The organism is Allobosea sp. 10N428 (assembly GCF_056394545.1).
Genome location: NZ_JBFTIC010000023.1, coordinates 1 through 17,190 on the forward strand (window position 1 = coordinate 1; position 17,190 = coordinate 17,190).

Sequence of the window (17,190 nt, forward strand, 5' to 3'; positions counted from 1 at the left end):
GGCCGGTTAGTGGCCGGTTAGTTCGGTGGCCGGCGACCGAGGCAAGCAAATAGCGCACCTGTACATCGTTGAAGGCAGCGTTCGCCAGTCAGCGGATAGGTGGCGCGTCAGCACGCGCCTGATCGACGCTCGTACGACTGCAGTGAAATGGGCCTACTCAACAAACGGCGAACTGCGGACCGGATCAAACTTGGCGGCCGAGCTGGCCGATTTGATTACCCTTCAATTGGACACCGCAGCGGCGGCATCATACGCATCGACGCGCACTGCAAGTCCTTCGAAACCACTGTCCGAGGTCGACAGCGGAGGATGGCCTTGAGATCGGCTTCGGAAGGCTCAATCTAGCAATTTTTGCCCAGTCACGCTTCAATTGGCCAGATTCCGGTCGACGTTTAAGACTCGGCCTATCGGTAGGCCAAGATCGCCTTAGCGCGCGGGAACCGTTCTGATTTTCTCCGGTTTTTATCCTGCCGCTTTCGAGCGCCGGTGAAATCCTTCATCGACGTGTTTAGGGGCATCCTCGGAAGGCGGTAGGGAGGCGCGTCAGAGTCGCACCTTCGGTGCGGCTTCCTTCGACTCTCTGCAAAATATCGTCCTGGAGGATGACGATGCAGAACTCGACCCAAACCCGCATTCTGCCGACATTCGAACCTATTGAGACCCCCGAGCAATTGCGCGAGGCACTTGAGCGCTTGCGACGGCTTGAGATCGCGGCCGAGGATTCTCCCCGAGCACGGGAGCGGGCCGAGCTTGAGCTCAACATCTGTCGCTATCTCGCTCGATGCGAAATCCGCGTGCGCTAGAATGAATACAGCATTGTATCAGGCACTTCTCGCACTCCTCGTCGAGGCCCACGACGTCACCGCTATGGCTCACAACGTGCTGGGGCCGGTCGATATTGACCCGGCCACCATCGACGCCGACGCACTCGCCGAAGCGTCCGACAAGCTCAGGCGACTCCCGGCGGAGATGGTGGCGCTGCAGTATAGTGGGGTTCGGTAGTTAAGCCCTGAACGCGGCTCGTGATGCAATGCCTCCCTCGGCCAGCACGGCGTTCCGATATTCGTGACGACCGGTGATTTCTTCTCCGACCCAAGCAGGAAGGTTGAGGGGCTGGTCAGCGCGTGTCAGCTCCACTTCCGCTAGTACCAAACCGGAGTGGGCGCCCCGAAACTCGTCAATATTCCAGATCAGACCCTCAGCTTCGACGATGTATCGCACCTTCTTAAGTTCGCGGTTTTCGCAGAGCGTTCTGAGTATCTCTTCACCGTCCGCAAGTGGTATCTCGTATTCGAATTCGGCCCGAGCGAGGCCAACGCGCGGCCCCTTTATCGCCAAGCACGCTTTGTCTGAAAGGCAACGAACTCGGACGGTGGCCTCTAATCCGACCGGGCTCAGGTAGCCTTGACGAAGCAAGCTTGCGGATCTGGCGCTCTGGCGCCATCCATCGCCGGTTACCAGAAATTTCCGTTCGATTTCTATAGCCATTGGCCAACATCACAAGGTTCGTGCCACTCCGAAACTACGGCCGAAGGCGGCGGTTCCGATCGGCCTTGATCTTGCGAACCGTTGCCCTGCTCCCAAAATTTTTCCCTGCGGTCCACTTCTAGGGAAAAGGAGGCCGTTTTCGCGCCCAAAAGCGACATGCCTACAGGAAGCCGATGCTGGGCAACGGCGGCTTCCTTCACTTGGCCGCTGGGCGCTCTGGCGGGCTTTTCGCGGCGCTGGAACCTCCTGAACTCGACCGCGTTCACCATCCGGATTTCCGAGAGGTGCCCGATCTGGCCAAGGTCGGACAAGGGGCTGGAGGCCCAGCGAACCCCGCCACCACCGTGGCGGGGTTTGCCGTTTCGGTGATCGCGACTACCGATTTGCGCACTAGCTCTCCAGGTCCCATCGATGCGGCCCGCGCTCGCTATCGCTCGGCTTTCCGATCGCCCCCTGTAGCCAGGTATCGCGACACCGCCAATTCCAAGCGGGTCCGCTCCTGAGCCAACGCGCTATTCGGCGGGGCGGACTCTAAGGCCCGCAACCTTGCCAATGCGGCCCGGTATTCAAATGGATTGGTTACGCGGAAGAAGACGAAGGCGACGCCATCCTGTTTCGAGTTGTCCATGATGCAGCCCCTTGTAACGAACATCAGTGACGAGCGATTCAACTGGCGTGATTGGATCGCTGTTCCAATCATTCAGCATCTGCCCTGGAGGGCTCTTTCGCACCTCTGGAACCCAGCGCCCCGCTCCGCATTGACACCTGTGGTATTGCGTCTGGAGTAAGAGTGCCATGGTAGCGGCGCGTGCGAACTGGAAGGGCAATCTGAAATTCGGCGAGATCAGGTCCGGTGGCGCTCTATACGGGTGCGAGCACCGCGGCGCGCGTGTCATTCGCGACCGAGCGGCGCGCGTCGAAGAAGGCGGCATAGCCTGACTTAAGCCCATTTGCGGTCCAGGACTCGGCCCATCGGTAGGCCGAGATCGCGGTAACGCGCGTGCGATCGTGCGGGCTTTTTCGCGCAGTCGGAACCCGGCTCCACGCGCCGCACTTCCTCCCTCAATCATTTTCAGCGTTCACGTCGCCACAATCGAACGCGATGCGCCCTCGATAGATCACTCGCCGATTCAGCTCCACCTGCATTGTCATCTCGCAACGGTCGCTGTCGGCTAGCGCATCGTACGCGGCCTCGGCAAAGGCCTTTCGCGCTTCCCGTCGGGCTGCGATGTCGCTTGGCAAATCAAGATCGACGGAGTGCGAGCGGTCGTTGTTGGTGATGAAGCGATACAGAGGCATGGCAAGTCTCAAAACCTACGCGGGTGAAGCTCAATCGCCGGCTGTCGTGGAAGCCGTGGGGGTAGTGATGTGCTCGAACGGCATTTCGCTGCTCCTTCGTCTGGAAGTGCGAACATGCGGGATGCCATCCAGTTCCACCGGAACGAATCACATCGGCGCCCGTTCGCGACTCGTTGGGCTGTTGAGTTGCGTTCGATGTGTGCGCGTCGGATTCTCAGAGCCGGGCTGGGCTGCGACACCGTCAAGGGGCCGCCGCTCAGCCGCCGGCGGAAGATCGTGCCTGAACGCGTCGAGCCGTGCGGGGCGCGGTTGAGCCGCAAGATTCCGCGCAGCGATGACTGGTACGCTTCCCGCCTCGTCCACCAAGAGCTTTTTGAAGCGCGCCGAAATCCGCTGTCCAACCCGAGCGCCTGGGCATCCTTTATCCGCTGGTGCGGACGTAGAAATCGTCTATGCCGCCGGAGACGCTATCCGCCCGGGCTTTGACCAGTTTGATCGTGGGATAGCGCGCCAGCTGCCGCCGCCTCGGCCAGGATGTCGAGCGGTGGCTTGTGATCGTGGCCGAGCATGCCATGCGAATGACCGGCGAAGCGATTCCGCGGCAGGCCGGTATCGAGAACGGAAACGTTGCGGCGGGCGCGGCCGAGTTGGAGGGCGCCGGCGAGATCGGCAAAGCTGCCTCCGATTACGATGACGTCGTCCGTGATGGTCGGCTCCGAATTGTTGATGAAGAGGGATGGATTCGGCTTGGCGTCAGCTTTGGCGCCCTCGATGCCGGTGGGCCGACCTTGCGACAACAACACGTCGACCTGCCGCAGCTTCGCGACGATCTCTTCAGGCTAATGCTTCCTCTGCGCCATAGCGGCAACCTCCAAGGCTCCAAAAGCCTACTTCACGGAGGACCACTTTTCAGGGGGCAGGCCAACGGGCGCGGCGCTTACTTACTGCACCCTGCCTTCGCATCGGCAGTACCTTTGACATGATCCATGGTTGTCTGGTTTCTGGGCCCTCCAACACCGCACTCAGATGACAACGATCTTGCACGATCTCATGCTGCCGCTGCACCACGTGAACTTCAGCCCGTGAAGATCCGGCAGATCGAGATCTTCCGTTCCGTGATGGCGGGCGGCTCCACCATCGCGGCGGCCACCGCGCTAGGGCTTTCGCAATCGGCCGTCAGCCGCCAGCTCACCCAACTCGAGGAGGAGCTGGGCTTCGAGCTCTTCGAGCGCAGAAAGGGGCGTCTGCTGCCGCGGCCTGAAGCTTTCGCCCTGATGGACGAGGTCGGCGAACTGACCTCGCTTGTCGCGCGGCTGAAGCGCTACACCGAGGATCTGCGAGCCGGAACCGTCGGCCAGCGCTTCCTGAAGGTGGCGGTGCCGCATTCCTTCATCGCGACGCTGATGCCGGAGGTGATCGAGACCTATCTGTCTGAGCGACGCGACGCATCGGTCGAATTGATCGGCGGCCATTACGACGCGATCGAACAGATGGTACTGGCGCGCGTCGCGGACATCGGTTTCGTTGGCCTGCCGCCGCGCGACAAGGGCTTCGATGCCCGCGAGATCGTGCGCTCCGAATCCGTCTGCATCATGCCATCAGGCCATCCGCTCGCGGCCAAGGCGACCCTGACGCCGCGCGACCTGTCGGGGCACGGCATTATCATGCTGGGCCGCCAACGCCCGGCGCGCCTGCGCTTCGAGCGGCTGTTGCGGCGGGCCGGCGTCTTCCCGATTGTGCGCATCGAGGTCCATTCCGTCGAGGCCACCTGCGGCCTGGTCGCGCGCGGGCTCGGCGTCGCCGTGGTACCGGAGCTGATCGCCGGGCTCTATCGGCACCTGCCGATCGAGCAGCGCCCCTTCAGCCCCTGCATCCACGGCGCCTACGGCATCGTCACGCTCAAGGGCGCGCCGCTCTCGCGCTCCGCTGAAGCCTTCATCGAGATCCTGAAGAACCGGCTCGAGGCGCAAGGCAAAGCATAGCCCGATGCGCTTTGCGCATAAGGTTGCGCGGGCTTCCGGTGCCGCCCATGGTCGCCACGATACGTGAACGGCGATCACGCCGCCGTATCGGACGCCGGGAGCCTTCGATGACAGTCTTCGTCATTCGACGACTGATGCAGAGCATATTGGTGCTGGCGGCGACCGCTGTCATCGTCTTCGTCGGCGTCTACGCCATCGGCGATCCCGCGGAGATGCTGATCGCGCCCGATGCGACGGCGGCCGAACGCGCGCAGGTCGAAGCGTCGCTTGGCCTCGACAAGCCGCTGCCGATCCAGTTCCTCGCCTTTCTCGGCAATGCGTTGCACGGCGATCTCGGGCGCTCCTTCGTGTTCAACCAGCCCTCGATCTCGCTGATCCTGGAGCGCCTGCCGGCCACGCTGGAACTCGCCTTCGTCGCGATTCTGATCGCGCTCGTCTTCGGCATTCCACTGGGCCTGATCGCCGGCCTGAAGCCGCGCTCGGTCGCAGACGAGACGATCATGACCGGTTCGATCCTCGGCTTCAGCCTGCCGAATTTCTGGCAGGGCATGATGCTGGTGATGATCTTCTCGGTCTGGCTGGGATGGCTGCCCTCCAGCGGGCGCGGTCCGACCGGGCATATGTTCGGCATCGAGACCAGCTTCGCCTCCTGGGAAGGCATCCGCCATCTCATCCTACCGGCGATCAATCTCGCACTTTTCAAGCTGGCGCTCGTCATCCGGCTGACGCGAACCGGCGTGCGCGAGACCATGCCGCTCGATTTCGTCAAGTTCGCCCGCGCCAAGGGCCTGAGCGAGCGCCGGGTCGTGCTGGTCCATGTGCTGAAGACGATCATGATCCCGCTCGTCACGGTGATCGGCATGGAGATCGGCTCGTTGATCGCCTTCGGCGTCGTCACCGAGACGATCTTCGCCTGGCCCGGCATCGGCAAGCTCCTGATCGACTCGATCATGCGGCTCGACCGCCCGGTGGTGGTCGCCTACCTGCTCGTCGTCGTCAGCCTGTTCATCCTGCTGAACTTCGCGGTCGATGTGCTGTATTCCATCCTCGATCCGCGCATCCGGCTGGGGCGCAACTGATGGCCTTCGCGAAACCCGCTTTGTTCGCGGCGCTGCGCCCCGATTCCGACAGTCTCCTAGCCCGCTCGCTGGCCGGTATCCTGAAGAGCCCGAAGGCGACGATCGCCGCCTTCGTCTGCATCCTGCTCATCCTGGCCGCCGTCTTTGGCCCGGCGCTGGCACCGCAGGATCCTTACGACCTGTCGACGTTGGACATCATGGATTCGAAGCTGCCGCCGGGCTCCGAGAGCATGAACGGTTCGGTCTACTGGTTCGGCACGGATGTGCAGGGGCGCGACATGCTCTCGGCCATGATCTACGGCCTGCGGACCTCGCTCCTCGTCGGCGCGCTCGCCGGTCTCGTCGCCTTGCTGGTCGGCACCGTGCTCGGCCTTTCCGCCGCCTATTTCGGCGGGCGCGTCGACAGCCTGATCATGCGGCTGGTCGATTTGATGCTGGGCTTTCCGACGCTGCTCGTCGCGCTGATGCTGCTCGCGATCCTCGGCCAGGGGGTGGGCAAGGTCATCTTCGCCCTCGTGCTGGTGCAATGGGCAATGTTCGCCCGCGCTGTCCGCGCCGCGGCGCTGGTCGAGAAGGGCAAGGATTACATCGAGGCGGCGCGCATGCTGGGCCTCTCGCGACCGCGCATGCTGTTCGGACATCTCCTGCCGAATTGTCTCTCGCCCCTCATCGTCATCGGCACGCTCCAGGTCGCGAATGCGATCTCGGCCGAGGCGACTTTGTCCTTCCTCGGCATCGGCCTGCCGATCACGCAGCCCTCGCTCGGCCTGCTCATCGCCAACGGCTATCAGGTGCTGCTCTCCGGGCAGTACTGGATCAGCGTCTATCCGGGGATTTTGCTGCTCATCCTCGTCTTCAGCATCAACATCGTCGGCGACCGCCTGCGCGAAGTGCTGAACCCCCGCCTGGCGGAGCGCTGAGCCATGACGCCGGTGCTCGTCGTCGAAAACCTCGAAACCCAGTTCGCCAGCGCGGCTGGCCTCGTTCGCGCCGTGGACGGCGTCTCCTTCAGCATCGACCGCGGCGAAATTCTCGGCCTCGTCGGCGAATCCGGCTCGGGCAAGTCGATCACCGGCTTCTCGATCCTCGGCCTGATCGAGCCACCCGGCCGGGTCGCGGGCGGGCGCATCCTGTTCCAGGGCGAGAATCTGGTCGGCCTCCCGACCGAGAGCTTGCGGCGCCTGCGCGGCAAGAAGATCGCGATGATCTTCCAGGACCCGATGATGACGCTCAATCCTGTGCTCTCGATCGAGACGCAGATGGTCGAGGCCGTGCTCGCCCATGATGCGGTCTCGTGGAAGGAGGCGCGCGAGCGGGCCCGCGACACGCTCGGCCTCGTCGGCATCCCCTCTCCCGAGGAGCGGCTGAAGGCCTATCCGCACCAGTTCTCGGGCGGCATGCGCCAGCGCGTCGCCATCGCCATCGCCTTGCTGCACAAACCCGACCTGATCATCGCCGACGAGCCGACGACGGCGCTCGACGTCACCATCCAGAGCCAGATCCTGTTCGAGGTGCGCCGGCTTTCCACGGAGTTCGGCATGGCGCTGATCTGGATCAGCCATGATCTCGGTGTCGTCGCCAGCCTCGCCGACCGCATTGCGGTGATGTATGCCGGCCGCATCGTCGAGACCGGCTATACCGACGACGTGCTCGACCGGCCGGCCCATCCCTATACGCGCGGCCTGATGGATGCCTTGCCCGCCAATGCGGCCCGGGGCGAGAGGCTGCACCCCATCCCCGGTCTTTCGCCTTCCCCGCTGGCACGGCCCGGCGGCTGCGCCTTCCGGACTCGCTGCTTCGCCGCGACCGATATCTGCCAGCAGGAGCCTGCATTGCAGGGAACCAGTCACAGCTTCCGCTGCCACCATCCGCTTGCGACCGGAGTGGCGGCATGACCGGAGCAATGATCGAAGGTCGCGGCCTCGTCCGGCGTTTCTCCCGCGGCCTCGACGCGGCGGAGAAGCTCGCCAGGGCGCTGGGCGCCAACATCTCCGAGGAGACCGTCCATGCCGTGGAAGGCGTCGACATCGCCATCCAGCAAGGCGAGGTGGTTGGCCTCGTTGGTGAGTCCGGCTGCGGCAAGTCCACGCTCGGCCGTTTGCTCGCCGGGCTCCTGCCGCTGACCGAGGGCAGCTTGCTCTGGCAAGGCAAGGACGTCGCCTCGCTTTCGCGCAGCGAAGCGCTGGAGATGCGCCTTGCCGTCCAGGTGATCTTCCAGGACCCGATGTCCTCGCTCAACCCGCGAAAGCGCGTCGTCGACCTTGTCGGCGAGGCGCCGCGGGTGCACGGCCTCATCCGGCGTGGGGAGGTCGACGACTATGTTGCCGAACTGCTCGAGAAGGTCGGCCTCGACCCCTCCTACCGCAAGCGCTACCCGCATCAGTTCTCCGGCGGGCAGCGCCAACGCATCGGCATCGCCCGGGCGCTCGCGGTCAAGCCGCGCATGATCATCTGCGACGAGTCGGTCTCCGCGCTGGACGTCTCGATCCAGGCGCAGGTGATCAACCTGTTCATGGACTTGCGCGAGGAGCTCGGCCTGACCTATCTCTTCATCAGCCATGATCTCGGCGTGGTGAAGCATATCAGCGACCGGGTCGCGATCATGTATCTCGGGCGCGTGGTGGAAACCGCGCCGGCCGAGTCGTTCTTCGCCGCGCCGAACCACCCCTATACCACCGCCCTGCTGGGCGAATTGCCTTCGGTCAAGGAGCGCCGGCGCGCCTTCACGCCGATCCGCGGCGAAATCCCCTCGCCGCTGCATCCCCCGGCAGGCTGCACCTTCCATCCTCGCTGCCCGCGCGTCTTCTCGCCTTGCGCCCAGGCCCGGCCGCTCCTGAAGCCGGTCGCCAAGCGGCATCTCAGCGCCTGCCATCTCAACGACGCCCCGGCCGTGCCGTTATCGGCCGGCGGCTGCGCCTGAGGAGGAGAATCTCATGAGCTTCAAGCCCCGCCTCGCCGCATTCCTCCCATTGCTCGCGAGCGTCGCCTGCCTCGGCTCGCCGGGAGGGGCGCAGGCTGCCGACCTCGTCATCGGCACGGCGAGCGAACCCTCCGCGATGGACCCGCTGTTCTCGCGCACCGGCCCGAACCAGAACATCGCCATGCAGATCTTCGACCGGCTCGTGGAGACGGATGCCCATCTGGGCATGCATCCGAGCCTCGCCGAGAGCTGGACGACGCTCGACCCGACGACCTGGCGTGTCACCCTACGCAAAGACGCTCGCTTCCAGAACGGCAAGCCGGTCACGGCCGACGATGTCGCATTCTCGCTGGAGCGGGCGCGCAATGTCCCGAACAGCCCGGCCCCGTTTTCCAACAACGTCTCGGGCGTGATCTCCGTCAAGGCGCTGGACGCGACGACGCTGGAGGTGAAGACCGACGCCCCGACGCCGGACCTGATGGAGCGGATCGGCTTCGTCTACATCCTCGAAAGGGCCGCCGCCGAGGGCAAGACCTTGCAGGACTACAACAAGGGCGACGGACTCGTCGGCTCCGGCCCTTACAGGTTCAAGGAATGGGTGCCGGGAGACCGCGTCGTCCTCACGCGCAATGATGGCTATTGGGGCGCGAAGCCCTTTTTCGAGACGGTGACGATCCGCTTCATCGCCAATGACGCGGCGCGCGTCGCGGCGCTGCGCTCGGGTGCGGTCGACCTGATCGACGGCGTCCCGCCCGCCGATCTGCCCGTGCTGGAGAAGACGGCGGGCTTGAAGGTGCATACGATCCCCTCGGCCCGGCTGATCTATCTCGCACTCGACACGGCGCGGGAGGAGAGCCCCTTCGTTACCGACAAGGATGGCAAGCCGCTGAAGCCGAACCCGCTCCGGGATTCGCGCGTCCGCCAGGCCCTCGCCAAATCGATCAACGTGCCAGCGATCGTCGAGCGTTTGCTCAACGGGGGGGGCGTGCCGGCCGGCCAGCTCGTGCCGGACGGTGTCGCCGGCTTCGACCCCTCACTCCAGCCCCTCGCCTATGACCTCGCCGGGGCCAAGGCCCTATTGCAGCAGGCCGGGCTGAAGGACGGTTTCGGCATCACCATCCATTCCTCGAACGACCGCTTCGCCGGGGACAAGGACATCGCGCAGGCGATCGGCCAGATGTTCGCGCGTGGCGGCATCAAGGTGAACGGCGTCGTCACGCAACCCTACAACGTCTACGCAGGCGCCGCGAGCCGGCAAAGCTTCTCTGCCTTCATCTTCTCTTTCGGCACGACGACGCCGACCGCCGGCCCCGGCCTGCGCAACCTGTTCATGACCGCCGATCCCAAGGCCGGAACCGGCGGCTTCAACCGCGCGCGCTATTCCAACCCCGCCTTCGACAAGGCGCTGTCGGAAGCGTTGACGCAGTTCGACGAGGGCAAGCGCATTGCCGCGATCCAGGCCGCGACGAAGATGGTCTTCGCCGATCTGCCAGTGATTCCGCTCTATTGGCAGAAGATCGCCTGGGCCTCGAAAGGCAACATCACTTATGAGGCGAACATGGCCGAGGACACTACGGCGGCGCGGGCGGGGCTGGCGAAATGAGCACCCTGTCGATGAAGGCCGGCTCTGAGCATCCCGCATCCGTCGCGACCGATGGCGATGTCGTCACGCTGAAAGACGTGATGGTGACGATGCGGGACGGCATCCGGCTTGCCACCGATATCTATCTGCCGGCGCGGGACGGGCAGCCCTTTCCTGGCCCGTTCCCGGTCGTGATGGAGCGCACGCCCTATGGCAAGGCCGAGCGCTCGCGCGCCGAGATCGGCCGTGGTGAGGCCAAGCCCATGGCGCGCTCCGATGTGGCCGCTCATTTCGTCCGGGCCGGCTATGCGGTGGTCTATCAGGATTGCCGCGGCCGCTACGGCTCGGAAGGCGAGTTCGTCAAATACGTTTCCGACGCGGAGGACGGCTACGACACCTGCGCCTGGATCGTCACGCAGCCCTGGTGCAATGGCAGAATCGGCACGATGGGCCTGTCCTACGCCGCCCACACCCAGGCGGCACTGGCTTCGCTGACTCCGCCCGGCCTCGCCTGCATGATCCTCGATTCCGGTGGCTTCTCGAACGCCTTCCAATGCGGCATCCGGCAAGGCGGCGCCTTCGAGCTCAAGCAGGCGACCTGGGCCTATAACCGGGCGCAGGAAAGCCCGGATGCCCTCGCCGACCCCGTGGTCGCCGCCGGCCTAGCCGCGGAGGATTTGCACGCCTGGTTCCGCGTGATGCCGTGGAGCGAGGGGCGCTCGCCGGTGCGCTGGGTGCCGGAATACGAGACCTATCTGCTCGATCAGTGGCGCGCCGGCTCCTTCGGCCCCGAGTGGAAACGGCCGGGCCTCTGGCTGGAGGGCTTTTACGACGCGGTGCCGGACATCCCCATCCTGCTGATGTCGAGCTGGTACGACGTCTATGTGAAGACGACCTTCGACAATTTCGCGGGCCTGGGCGCATCGGGACGCCGCCATCTCAACGTCATCATGGGACCCAGCCTGCACGGGAACCGCCAGTCCACCTTCGCGGGAGATGTTTCCTTCGGCGAGGCCGCGCCCTTCGACGGCAATGTCGGGACGAACTGGCTCGATTTCCGCCGGCGGTGGTTCGATCGCTGGCTCCGGGACGAGCCCAACGGGCTGGAGGCCGACCCGACGCTGCGCCTCTTCCTGATGGGCGGCGGCTCGGGCGAGAAGAATGCCGACGGGCGGCTCGTCCAGGGCGGGCGCTGGATCGAGGCCTCGAACTGGCCGCTGCCGGGCACGGAACGGCAGGATTGGTACATCCATGGCAACGGGCAGCTCTCGCGCGACGAGCCGGCCGCCGACGCCGCGCCCCTGACCTATGATTTCGACCCGGCCGACCCAGTCCCGACCATCGGCGGCGCGCTGACGAGCGGCCAGCCAATCTTCGAGGGTGGCGGCTTCGATCAGCGCGAGGGGCCGCGCTTCTTCGGCTCGCGCGCTGCCGGCATGCCGCTGATCGCGCGGCGTGACGTGCTCGCCTTCGAAAGCATGCCGCTGGAAGAGGACATGGCGGTGGTCGGGCCGATCACGGTCGAGCTCTGGGTGGCGTCCGACGCGCCCGACACCGATTTCACCGCCAAGCTTGTCGATATGCATCCGCCCTCCGCGGATTATCCCACCGGTTTCGCGCTCAATCTGACCGACGGCATCTTCCGCTGCCGCTATCGCAACTCCTGGGAGGAGCCGGAGCCGATCGAGCCGGAGGTCCCGTTCCGGATCACCATCGAGCCCTTCGCCACGGCGACCTTGTTCAAGGCCGGTCACCGGATCAGGCTCGACATCTCCTCCTCGAATTTCCCGAAATTCGACGTCAACCCCAATACCTTCGATCCGGAAGGGCGAGGCCGCAGGCGGCGGGTCGCTCGTAACACCATCCTGTGCGACGCAAAGCGCCCATCACGCATCATTGTCCCCGTTGTACCCTTATCCTCGTTGTCGGATCTGTAGCGCTTCTCCACGGCCTACTCCCCCGGCATCGCTGCAAACGACAGTGTTTGGAACGGGCCGGCCGTCCTCCCGCCACCGCCAGGTCGGCCGCTACGCTCTCCTGCGTATCGGTTAAACTAATCTCGATTGCATTGCTGTCGAAGCGAGGAATCTCTCCGCGGGAATTGAGCCAGGGATGACGCAGAATGCCTTCCCGATCGACATTCGCAAGGCTGTCATAGAGGGGATCGAGTATCTGCGTCTGGTACTGCGCCGGCGTCGCGATGCGCGGAGTAAAAATATCGCCGGTGACCAATGGATAACCCGTCGCGTTGTCGTCGCGATAGGCGATCAGCCGATAATCCTTTGCCCCGGCCATTCGGTCGATTCTGGGCACAACTTTGGCGGAGCGCGGCTAGCCTTACTGATGCGAGCTTTGCTGCCTCGCGGTATTCAGGAGCGAAACGGTTGCCCGGAGTCCGCCACCTTCCATATTCCTTAGCTCGACTTTGCTTTCGCGAAGGTGCGCAAGCGCAGCTTCCGCAATCGCCAAACCCAACCCGCTTCCGTTGTGGTGTTGCTCTCGGCCCCGATAGAAGCGCTGCATGACCAGCGCGAGTTCATCGACGGGAATACCCCGCCCCTCGTCTTCCACAAGGATGCTGCTCTCTCCGGCTCGCCAACGCCACAGGAGCCGACGAACTCTGCGCTGATGCCATGGATCTTCAAGCTCACGGCAAGCCCGTCGGCAAGGATGGGGTCGTCTTCGACGATCAGAACGCGCATGTCATTCCCTCGACGCCGGATTCCTCCCGTCAGCTTAAGGCTGCCTTAAGCTGGCGAAGCTCGATGGCCGCATCGTTCCCGAACGGGAACCGCAGATCTGCTTCGCGCGATACGATGGCTCGACCGCGAGCTCCGAGGAGCATTAGTCCTGATGAGCGTGGTCGCGATTACTTCTCGTTCGAGCCGATCGTAAGTCCTTATCTGGAGGGCGCCGATGAGATCGTGTTGCGCACCCCTATTCGCGAACCGTCGTCGAGGAATTACGCGCGGTGCCATGGGCGTGGTGGAACGGCGAGGACAAGGCCTGGCACGTTCCGTTTCGATCGTTCTATGAACTTCGCAGGAGATGGCCGGCGATTGAAGCAGCCGCGGAACGCAGCGACCCGGAAGCTCGAAGGCAAAGGCGCGAAGCGGCGAAATCCACCGCCGAAGACGAAGACGCGAAAGCAGCGGAGACCGAGCGCCGCCGCCGACGCTATCCCGTGCCTGCAAGCGAGCTGCCGCTTGACAGAGTGCTGATGTCCCATGAAGGGCCGCTCGTCGTCGTTGAGGTAACCGGCGAGCTCGTGCCTATGGAGACCGCCGCCCGGCATCACCCGTGGAGCTCCGGACTGCCCGACGATCTGGTCTGGGCTTTGTGGTGGCGTGCGACTCATGAGGAGCTGGTCAAAGCATGCGAACTGAGGTCGTAGAGGTTATTGGTTCAGGGCCGATTTGTGTGCAGTTCGAGCGTCGCTACGCAGATCTCTCCGCCAACAGCGTCCTGGACAGTCACCGCCATTGAAATGTGATCCCCGTTCGGCAGCTTCTCGATATTCATTGCGGTGAGCAGCTCCTTGGCAGCGTTGTAAGCGCTTTGCTCATCGGGCAGTTCCGTGCCCTCGTCATCCAGATCGAACTTCTCGCCATCGCGAGTGTGGAAGAAGTATCTTGGCATATTTGCAGAATGCAGTTGCGCCGAGGGAGTTCCACTATCTGCGTTCTGGCGCCGCTGTTCTTTTGATGTGGAGGTAGTCTGGATCGAAATCCGCCAAGGTGCAGAGGCCCTCCCAGTCGAGCACCTTCAACCGATTGCCTCAAGCGTCAGAAGCCCCGCCTCGCGAATCTCGCGCAGTTTCATATTCATGTGAACGGTCGACAATCCGAGCGCATTGGCCATTTCCGGCTGGGTCAATGGACGGGTCTAAATCTTGCCTGCGTCAAGGCTGCTTTCGAAGCTCTTCTTCCACCGCGCTGGCCAACGGCCCGACCTTGCGGACGACCTCCTCGAGTTGAGCTTTGGAGATAGCCAGCTTGTCGGTCCAATAGCGAACCTCTTAGTCCTCTCGGAGATTGATTCGCGAACGATCCGGGGGTCCGCGCTAGTGCTTATCGTCGGACATGATGGCCTTCTTCCAGAGAAGGAATCGACGAAACAGCGCTCGGTTCAAAGTCGGCAAAGCGCTATCTACCCACGACGTCGCCGCAGGGTGCTCGCCCGACTAGGAGAACGCTCCTCAGGCGGGAACCGCCGAAAGCCCCTTCGGTTTAGGGAGTTTCAACCCACCAAGGGAGGCCCTTATGGCAACCGAACCCAAGAAGCTCGACGACCTGTTTCTAGACACGCTCAAGGACATCTACTACGCCGAAAAGCAGATTCTGAAGGCGCTCCCCAAGATGGCGCGCGCGGCGAATTCGCCGGAGGTCAGGAAACTGTTCGAAACCCATCGCGACGAAACCGAAACACATGTCGAGCGGCTCACGGAGGTCTTCGAGATTCTCGGCAAGGCCCCGCGTGGCAAGACCTGCGACGCCATCGTCGGCATCATCGAGGAGGGCAAGAGCATCATCGAGGAGTTCGAGGGCAGCCCGGCGATCGATGCGGGGCTGGTCGGCGCCGCGCAGGCGGTAGAGCACTACGAGATTGCTCGCTACGGCACGCTGAAGACCTGGGCAGGGGAGCTGGGCCTTACCGATGCTGTCGCGCTGCTCAATCAGACGCTCGCCGAAGAGACCAAGACGGACCAGCTCCTGTCCAAGATCGGCATCGGCTCGGCGAATAAGAAAGCTGCCTGATCTCGGCGTCAGGCCATTCGCCTCTCGGATGCTCCGATCGAGCTTGAACGGTCGCGCGTTTCCGGGAGGCGATCGGGGAACGACATGTCGGGCATCAATTGTAGTCCGAAGGTCGGGGCAGGAGTGGCTGCTCAGCGATGGCGTCACCGAGACGCGGCATCTCTACCCTGCGCGGATCGTTATCGAGAGCGCGGTGGAGCGATGGCAGAACGGCGAGAATTCAGCAATGCGCATATCAACGCAGCAGGAATACGCGGAAGCGGCCGCGAAAATACATCGTCTGGCCGATGCAAAAGAGGGCACCCAGGGGGCTACTGAACTGGCCGAACTGGTCGCCGCCGTCCAGGAGTGGGAAGCGGCGGCTTCACCGCTCGCGCAGGGCGATGCTTCAGCGCGGGGGAACTTTCATACGCCGCGGCGACCTGGCCAGCCGGGAGATGAGGATCAGCGGCGGCCCGGGCCCAATCCGCGGTCGAGGAATGCAACGGGGTCGCATGCTCCTTTCGAGCAGGCTGATCGCGACGGCTTAGCTGCCGAGAAGCATCGGCCCCGCGATTGATCGGCTCTGTTTGAAGGAGGCGAGCGATGGCTGCCCACGGCCTGGTCAACGGGCCCCTCGGCGAGAACTGCATCCACCTTTTGAAGAAGGTCGCGTCGATCCAAGGCGAGCCGGATCGAGACGCGACGACGAAGGTCTCCGTCAAACCGGACGTTGATCGGAAGCCGGAGACGGAGAAGACGCAGGAGCGGCCGGGTAACACGCCGGCCGCGGCGTCGGCGAGTAGTTGCAGACCAACATTTCAATTGTCGCGCGGCGTCGTGTTCGGGTGGGGGCGATTCAGCGCTCTCCGACTTTTTTTCAACTACCCCCGCGAGGTTATGCAAAGCATCGCAACACCTCGGCACGCTCAGCGGTGATCGGGTTAGCATTGGCGGCGATTGTAGCGCCGCCACCCGTCCTGAAAGGCCGGAACTCGACCCGCTGGCCGATTGCAAGCTCGTGGTCGCCGAACACGTTACGATGGATGGCGAGCGGCCCGCCAGCACAGTTGATGCGGGCACCACGGAGCGCAATTGAAACAACCTCGTCGATAATCGGATGCCTCACAGCAGGTGCGTTGCTTCACAATTCTGACGCTGGCGCCGGACTGCAGAGCTCACGTCCATCGTCGCGCGTAGGTCCGCGCTGCGTGGGTAGGCTGGCAGTGTGATCTCGAATAGATCGACGTCAGAGATGGTCCGAGGCGGCAAACGCCAGTGCCATCGTCCCATTCTTCCGGCCTAGAGCGCCTTCGGTGCATTCCGGCGAAATGGGACGATATTCGAAGAATTCGCAGCGCTTCGTGCCGCATCTAGATTGTCGAATGCGCTCCGAATAGAATCTCGAAGGCGAAGGTCTTCTTGCCTTTCGCCAATTGCGCAAAGGAATGCGCTTCTCAAGAAAACCATACACTGTTCGTAGCTCGAAGAGAGACTTTCGTGATTGATATCTGAACGCATAATGGCCCCATGAGGTACACACTGTTTCGATTTGGGCCGGCATGGGCGTAGCGACTTAGAAAAGCAGAAAACTAGGCACGCGGATATGTAAAAAGACGCTTTAGAAAAAAGGTCTATCCGCAAAAATTCGGGATCGGACCGGGGAGGCTTCTGTCTCTGTGCTCGAAACCCACGCACGTGCCTGATTCGCATACGCAGCTAGATCTGATTTCGATCTGATTGAATCGTGCGTGCAAGGACAGATCCAGAGACCGCTCGAGCCGCGCGAGATAATTGGTGAAACTGCCACCCTCTATGGGTCGCGCCTATATCGGCTGCGCTTGGAGCCGGGGGATGCCTCGTTGCCTTCAGCCTGCTGCCGGAGCCGCAGGAGCTAAGACAACCGCTTCCGCATCATCTGGCTTCGTCGGATGACCAGCTCAAGACATCGATGGGCGCACTTTTCGCGTCCAATATTGGGTCTGACTCAGTTTCGCTGCAGGTTGGGGCTGTTCTGACGCTGGTTTCCAGAAGGAATCAGCATGATGAAGCAGCGATTTCGGCCAGCCAACCTGGTTCCTTCAGGATTGATGGTCGACGAGAT

17 protein-coding genes and 2 pseudogenes are annotated in these 17,190 nt (G+C 63.3%); 12 read left to right on the plus strand and 7 right to left on the minus strand.

Annotation, left to right across the window (positions count from 1 at the left end; all coding sequences use genetic code 11):
• Window positions 1-608: 608 nt before the first annotated feature.
• Entirely contained in the window at window positions 609-803 is a 195-nt protein-coding gene (locus tag AC1DDA_RS26985; protein WP_441514200.1) for a hypothetical protein, read from the plus strand.
• A 1-nt stretch (window position 804) separates the two neighbouring features.
• A complete protein-coding gene (locus AC1DDA_RS26990; RefSeq protein WP_441514199.1) occupies window positions 805-1,002 on the plus strand; it encodes a hypothetical protein in 198 nt (65 codons plus the stop codon).
• Here the strand turns inward: AC1DDA_RS26990 and AC1DDA_RS26995 are convergent, their stop codons facing one another.
• From AC1DDA_RS26995 to AC1DDA_RS27005, 3 genes and pseudogenes are all read right to left on the minus strand, one after another.
• Window positions 1,003-1,488: a CYTH domain-containing protein gene (locus tag AC1DDA_RS26995; RefSeq protein WP_476798064.1), complete on the minus strand. Its 486-nt coding sequence runs from the start codon at window positions 1,486-1,488 to the stop codon at window positions 1,003-1,005.
• Between the two features lie 1,062 nt (window positions 1,489-2,550).
• Window positions 2,551-2,787: a DUF6894 family protein gene (locus AC1DDA_RS27000; protein WP_441514197.1), complete on the minus strand. Its 237-nt coding sequence runs from the start codon at window positions 2,785-2,787 to the stop codon at window positions 2,551-2,553.
• Between the two features lie 430 nt (window positions 2,788-3,217).
• Window positions 3,218-3,494: pseudogene (locus AC1DDA_RS27005) on the minus strand (NAD(P)/FAD-dependent oxidoreductase); the annotation flags it as partial.
• Between the two features lie 375 nt (window positions 3,495-3,869).
• Between AC1DDA_RS27005 and AC1DDA_RS27010 the strand changes: the two are divergent.
• The 7 genes from AC1DDA_RS27010 to AC1DDA_RS27040 all read left to right on the plus strand — a co-directional run bounded on the left by AC1DDA_RS27010 (window position 3,870) and on the right by AC1DDA_RS27040 (window position 12,287).
• Window positions 3,870-4,769 carry a LysR substrate-binding domain-containing protein gene (locus tag AC1DDA_RS27010; RefSeq protein ID WP_441514196.1) on the plus strand — a complete coding sequence of 300 codons (900 nt, stop codon included), beginning with the start codon at window positions 3,870-3,872 and terminating at the stop codon, window positions 4,767-4,769.
• Window positions 4,770-4,876: 107 nt separating this feature from the next.
• Window positions 4,877-5,848: an ABC transporter permease gene (locus AC1DDA_RS27015; protein ID WP_441514195.1), complete on the plus strand. Its 972-nt coding sequence runs from the start codon at window positions 4,877-4,879 to the stop codon at window positions 5,846-5,848.
• On the plus strand, window positions 5,848-6,768 hold the full coding sequence (locus tag AC1DDA_RS27020) for an ABC transporter permease (protein WP_441514194.1): 921 nt from the start codon (window positions 5,848-5,850) through the stop codon (window positions 6,766-6,768). Before AC1DDA_RS27015 ends, AC1DDA_RS27020 begins: the two co-directional genes overlap by 1 nt.
• A gap of 3 nt (window positions 6,769-6,771) precedes the next feature.
• A complete protein-coding gene (locus tag AC1DDA_RS27025) occupies window positions 6,772-7,743 on the plus strand; it encodes an ABC transporter ATP-binding protein (RefSeq protein ID WP_441514193.1) in 972 nt (323 codons plus the stop codon).
• A complete protein-coding gene (locus tag AC1DDA_RS27030; protein WP_441514192.1) occupies window positions 7,740-8,768 on the plus strand; it encodes an ABC transporter ATP-binding protein in 1,029 nt (342 codons plus the stop codon). The genes AC1DDA_RS27025 and AC1DDA_RS27030 overlap by 4 nt, the downstream gene beginning before the upstream one ends.
• A gap of 13 nt (window positions 8,769-8,781) precedes the next feature.
• Window positions 8,782-10,371 (plus strand): ABC transporter substrate-binding protein, encoded by a 1,590-nt coding sequence (locus AC1DDA_RS27035; protein WP_441514191.1) that lies wholly within the window; start codon window positions 8,782-8,784, stop codon window positions 10,369-10,371.
• Window positions 10,368-12,287 (plus strand): CocE/NonD family hydrolase, encoded by a 1,920-nt coding sequence (locus AC1DDA_RS27040; RefSeq protein WP_441514190.1) that lies wholly within the window; start codon window positions 10,368-10,370, stop codon window positions 12,285-12,287. The genes AC1DDA_RS27035 and AC1DDA_RS27040 overlap by 4 nt, the downstream gene beginning before the upstream one ends.
• On the opposite strand, the gene AC1DDA_RS27045 is transcribed toward AC1DDA_RS27040, so the two are convergent.
• Both AC1DDA_RS27045 and AC1DDA_RS27050 read right to left on the minus strand, forming a co-directional pair.
• Complete coding sequence (locus AC1DDA_RS27045) at window positions 12,244-12,645, minus strand: hypothetical protein (RefSeq protein ID WP_441514189.1); 402 nt, start codon at window positions 12,643-12,645, stop codon at window positions 12,244-12,246. The two genes, AC1DDA_RS27040 and AC1DDA_RS27045, sit on opposite strands and share 44 nt — an antisense overlap.
• Window positions 12,646-12,687: 42 nt before the next feature.
• Window positions 12,688-12,921 carry an ATP-binding protein gene (locus tag AC1DDA_RS27050; RefSeq protein ID WP_441514188.1) on the minus strand — a complete coding sequence of 78 codons (234 nt, stop codon included), beginning with the start codon at window positions 12,919-12,921 and terminating at the stop codon, window positions 12,688-12,690.
• A 400-nt stretch (window positions 12,922-13,321) separates the two neighbouring features.
• Here AC1DDA_RS27050 and AC1DDA_RS27055 point away from each other — a divergent pair, with 400 nt between their 5' ends.
• Window positions 13,322-13,744 (plus strand): hypothetical protein, encoded by a 423-nt coding sequence (locus AC1DDA_RS27055; RefSeq protein ID WP_441514187.1) that lies wholly within the window; start codon window positions 13,322-13,324, stop codon window positions 13,742-13,744.
• A gap of 11 nt (window positions 13,745-13,755) precedes the next feature.
• Here the strand turns inward: AC1DDA_RS27055 and AC1DDA_RS27060 are convergent, their stop codons facing one another.
• Together AC1DDA_RS27060 and AC1DDA_RS27065 are read right to left on the minus strand one after the other, a co-directional pair.
• A complete protein-coding gene (locus tag AC1DDA_RS27060; protein WP_441514186.1) occupies window positions 13,756-13,989 on the minus strand; it encodes a DUF6894 family protein in 234 nt (77 codons plus the stop codon).
• A 262-nt stretch (window positions 13,990-14,251) separates the two neighbouring features.
• Window positions 14,252-14,356, minus strand: a pseudogene (locus tag AC1DDA_RS27065) (DUF3606 domain-containing protein); the annotation flags it as partial.
• A 256-nt stretch (window positions 14,357-14,612) separates the two neighbouring features.
• Here AC1DDA_RS27065 and AC1DDA_RS27070 point away from each other — a divergent pair.
• Both AC1DDA_RS27070 and AC1DDA_RS27075 read left to right on the plus strand, forming a co-directional pair.
• The gene (locus AC1DDA_RS27070; RefSeq protein ID WP_476798065.1) at window positions 14,613-15,107 is read left to right on the plus strand and encodes a YciE/YciF ferroxidase family protein; all 495 of its coding nucleotides are present in this window, start codon (window positions 14,613-14,615) and stop codon (window positions 15,105-15,107) included.
• A 585-nt stretch (window positions 15,108-15,692) separates the two neighbouring features.
• Window positions 15,693-16,025, plus strand: coding sequence for a hypothetical protein (locus tag AC1DDA_RS27075; protein ID WP_441514184.1), 333 nt, complete (start codon window positions 15,693-15,695; stop codon window positions 16,023-16,025).
• Window positions 16,026-17,190: the final 1,165 nt, after the last annotated feature.

Bases quoted from the DNA above. Each gene is read 5' to 3' on its own strand.
- AC1DDA_RS27060 (WP_441514186.1), bottom strand. From the start codon at position 13,989: ATGCCAAGATACTTCTTCCACACTCGCGATGGCGAGAAGTTCGATCTG.
- AC1DDA_RS27040 (WP_441514190.1), top strand. From the start codon at position 10,368: ATGAGCACCCTGTCGATGAAGGCCGGCTCTGAGCATCCCGCATCCGTC.
- AC1DDA_RS27030 (WP_441514192.1), top strand. From the start codon at position 7,740: ATGACCGGAGCAATGATCGAAGGTCGCGGCCTCGTCCGGCGTTTCTCC.
- AC1DDA_RS27045 (WP_441514189.1), bottom strand. From the start codon at position 12,645: ATGGCCGGGGCAAAGGATTATCGGCTGATCGCCTATCGCGACGACAAC.
- AC1DDA_RS27025 (WP_441514193.1), top strand. From the start codon at position 6,772: ATGACGCCGGTGCTCGTCGTCGAAAACCTCGAAACCCAGTTCGCCAGC.
- AC1DDA_RS27035 (WP_441514191.1), top strand. From the start codon at position 8,782: ATGAGCTTCAAGCCCCGCCTCGCCGCATTCCTCCCATTGCTCGCGAGC.
- AC1DDA_RS27015 (WP_441514195.1), top strand. From the start codon at position 4,877: ATGACAGTCTTCGTCATTCGACGACTGATGCAGAGCATATTGGTGCTG.
- AC1DDA_RS26985 (WP_441514200.1), top strand. From the start codon at position 609: ATGCAGAACTCGACCCAAACCCGCATTCTGCCGACATTCGAACCTATT.
- AC1DDA_RS27000 (WP_441514197.1), bottom strand. From the start codon at position 2,787: ATGCCTCTGTATCGCTTCATCACCAACAACGACCGCTCGCACTCCGTC.
- AC1DDA_RS26995 (WP_476798064.1), bottom strand. From the start codon at position 1,488: ATGGCTATAGAAATCGAACGGAAATTTCTGGTAACCGGCGATGGATGG.
- AC1DDA_RS27070 (WP_476798065.1), top strand. From the start codon at position 14,613: ATGGCAACCGAACCCAAGAAGCTCGACGACCTGTTTCTAGACACGCTC.
- AC1DDA_RS27075 (WP_441514184.1), top strand. From the start codon at position 15,693: ATGGCTGCCCACGGCCTGGTCAACGGGCCCCTCGGCGAGAACTGCATC.
- AC1DDA_RS26990 (WP_441514199.1), top strand. From the start codon at position 805: ATGAATACAGCATTGTATCAGGCACTTCTCGCACTCCTCGTCGAGGCC.
- AC1DDA_RS27020 (WP_441514194.1), top strand. From the start codon at position 5,848: ATGGCCTTCGCGAAACCCGCTTTGTTCGCGGCGCTGCGCCCCGATTCC.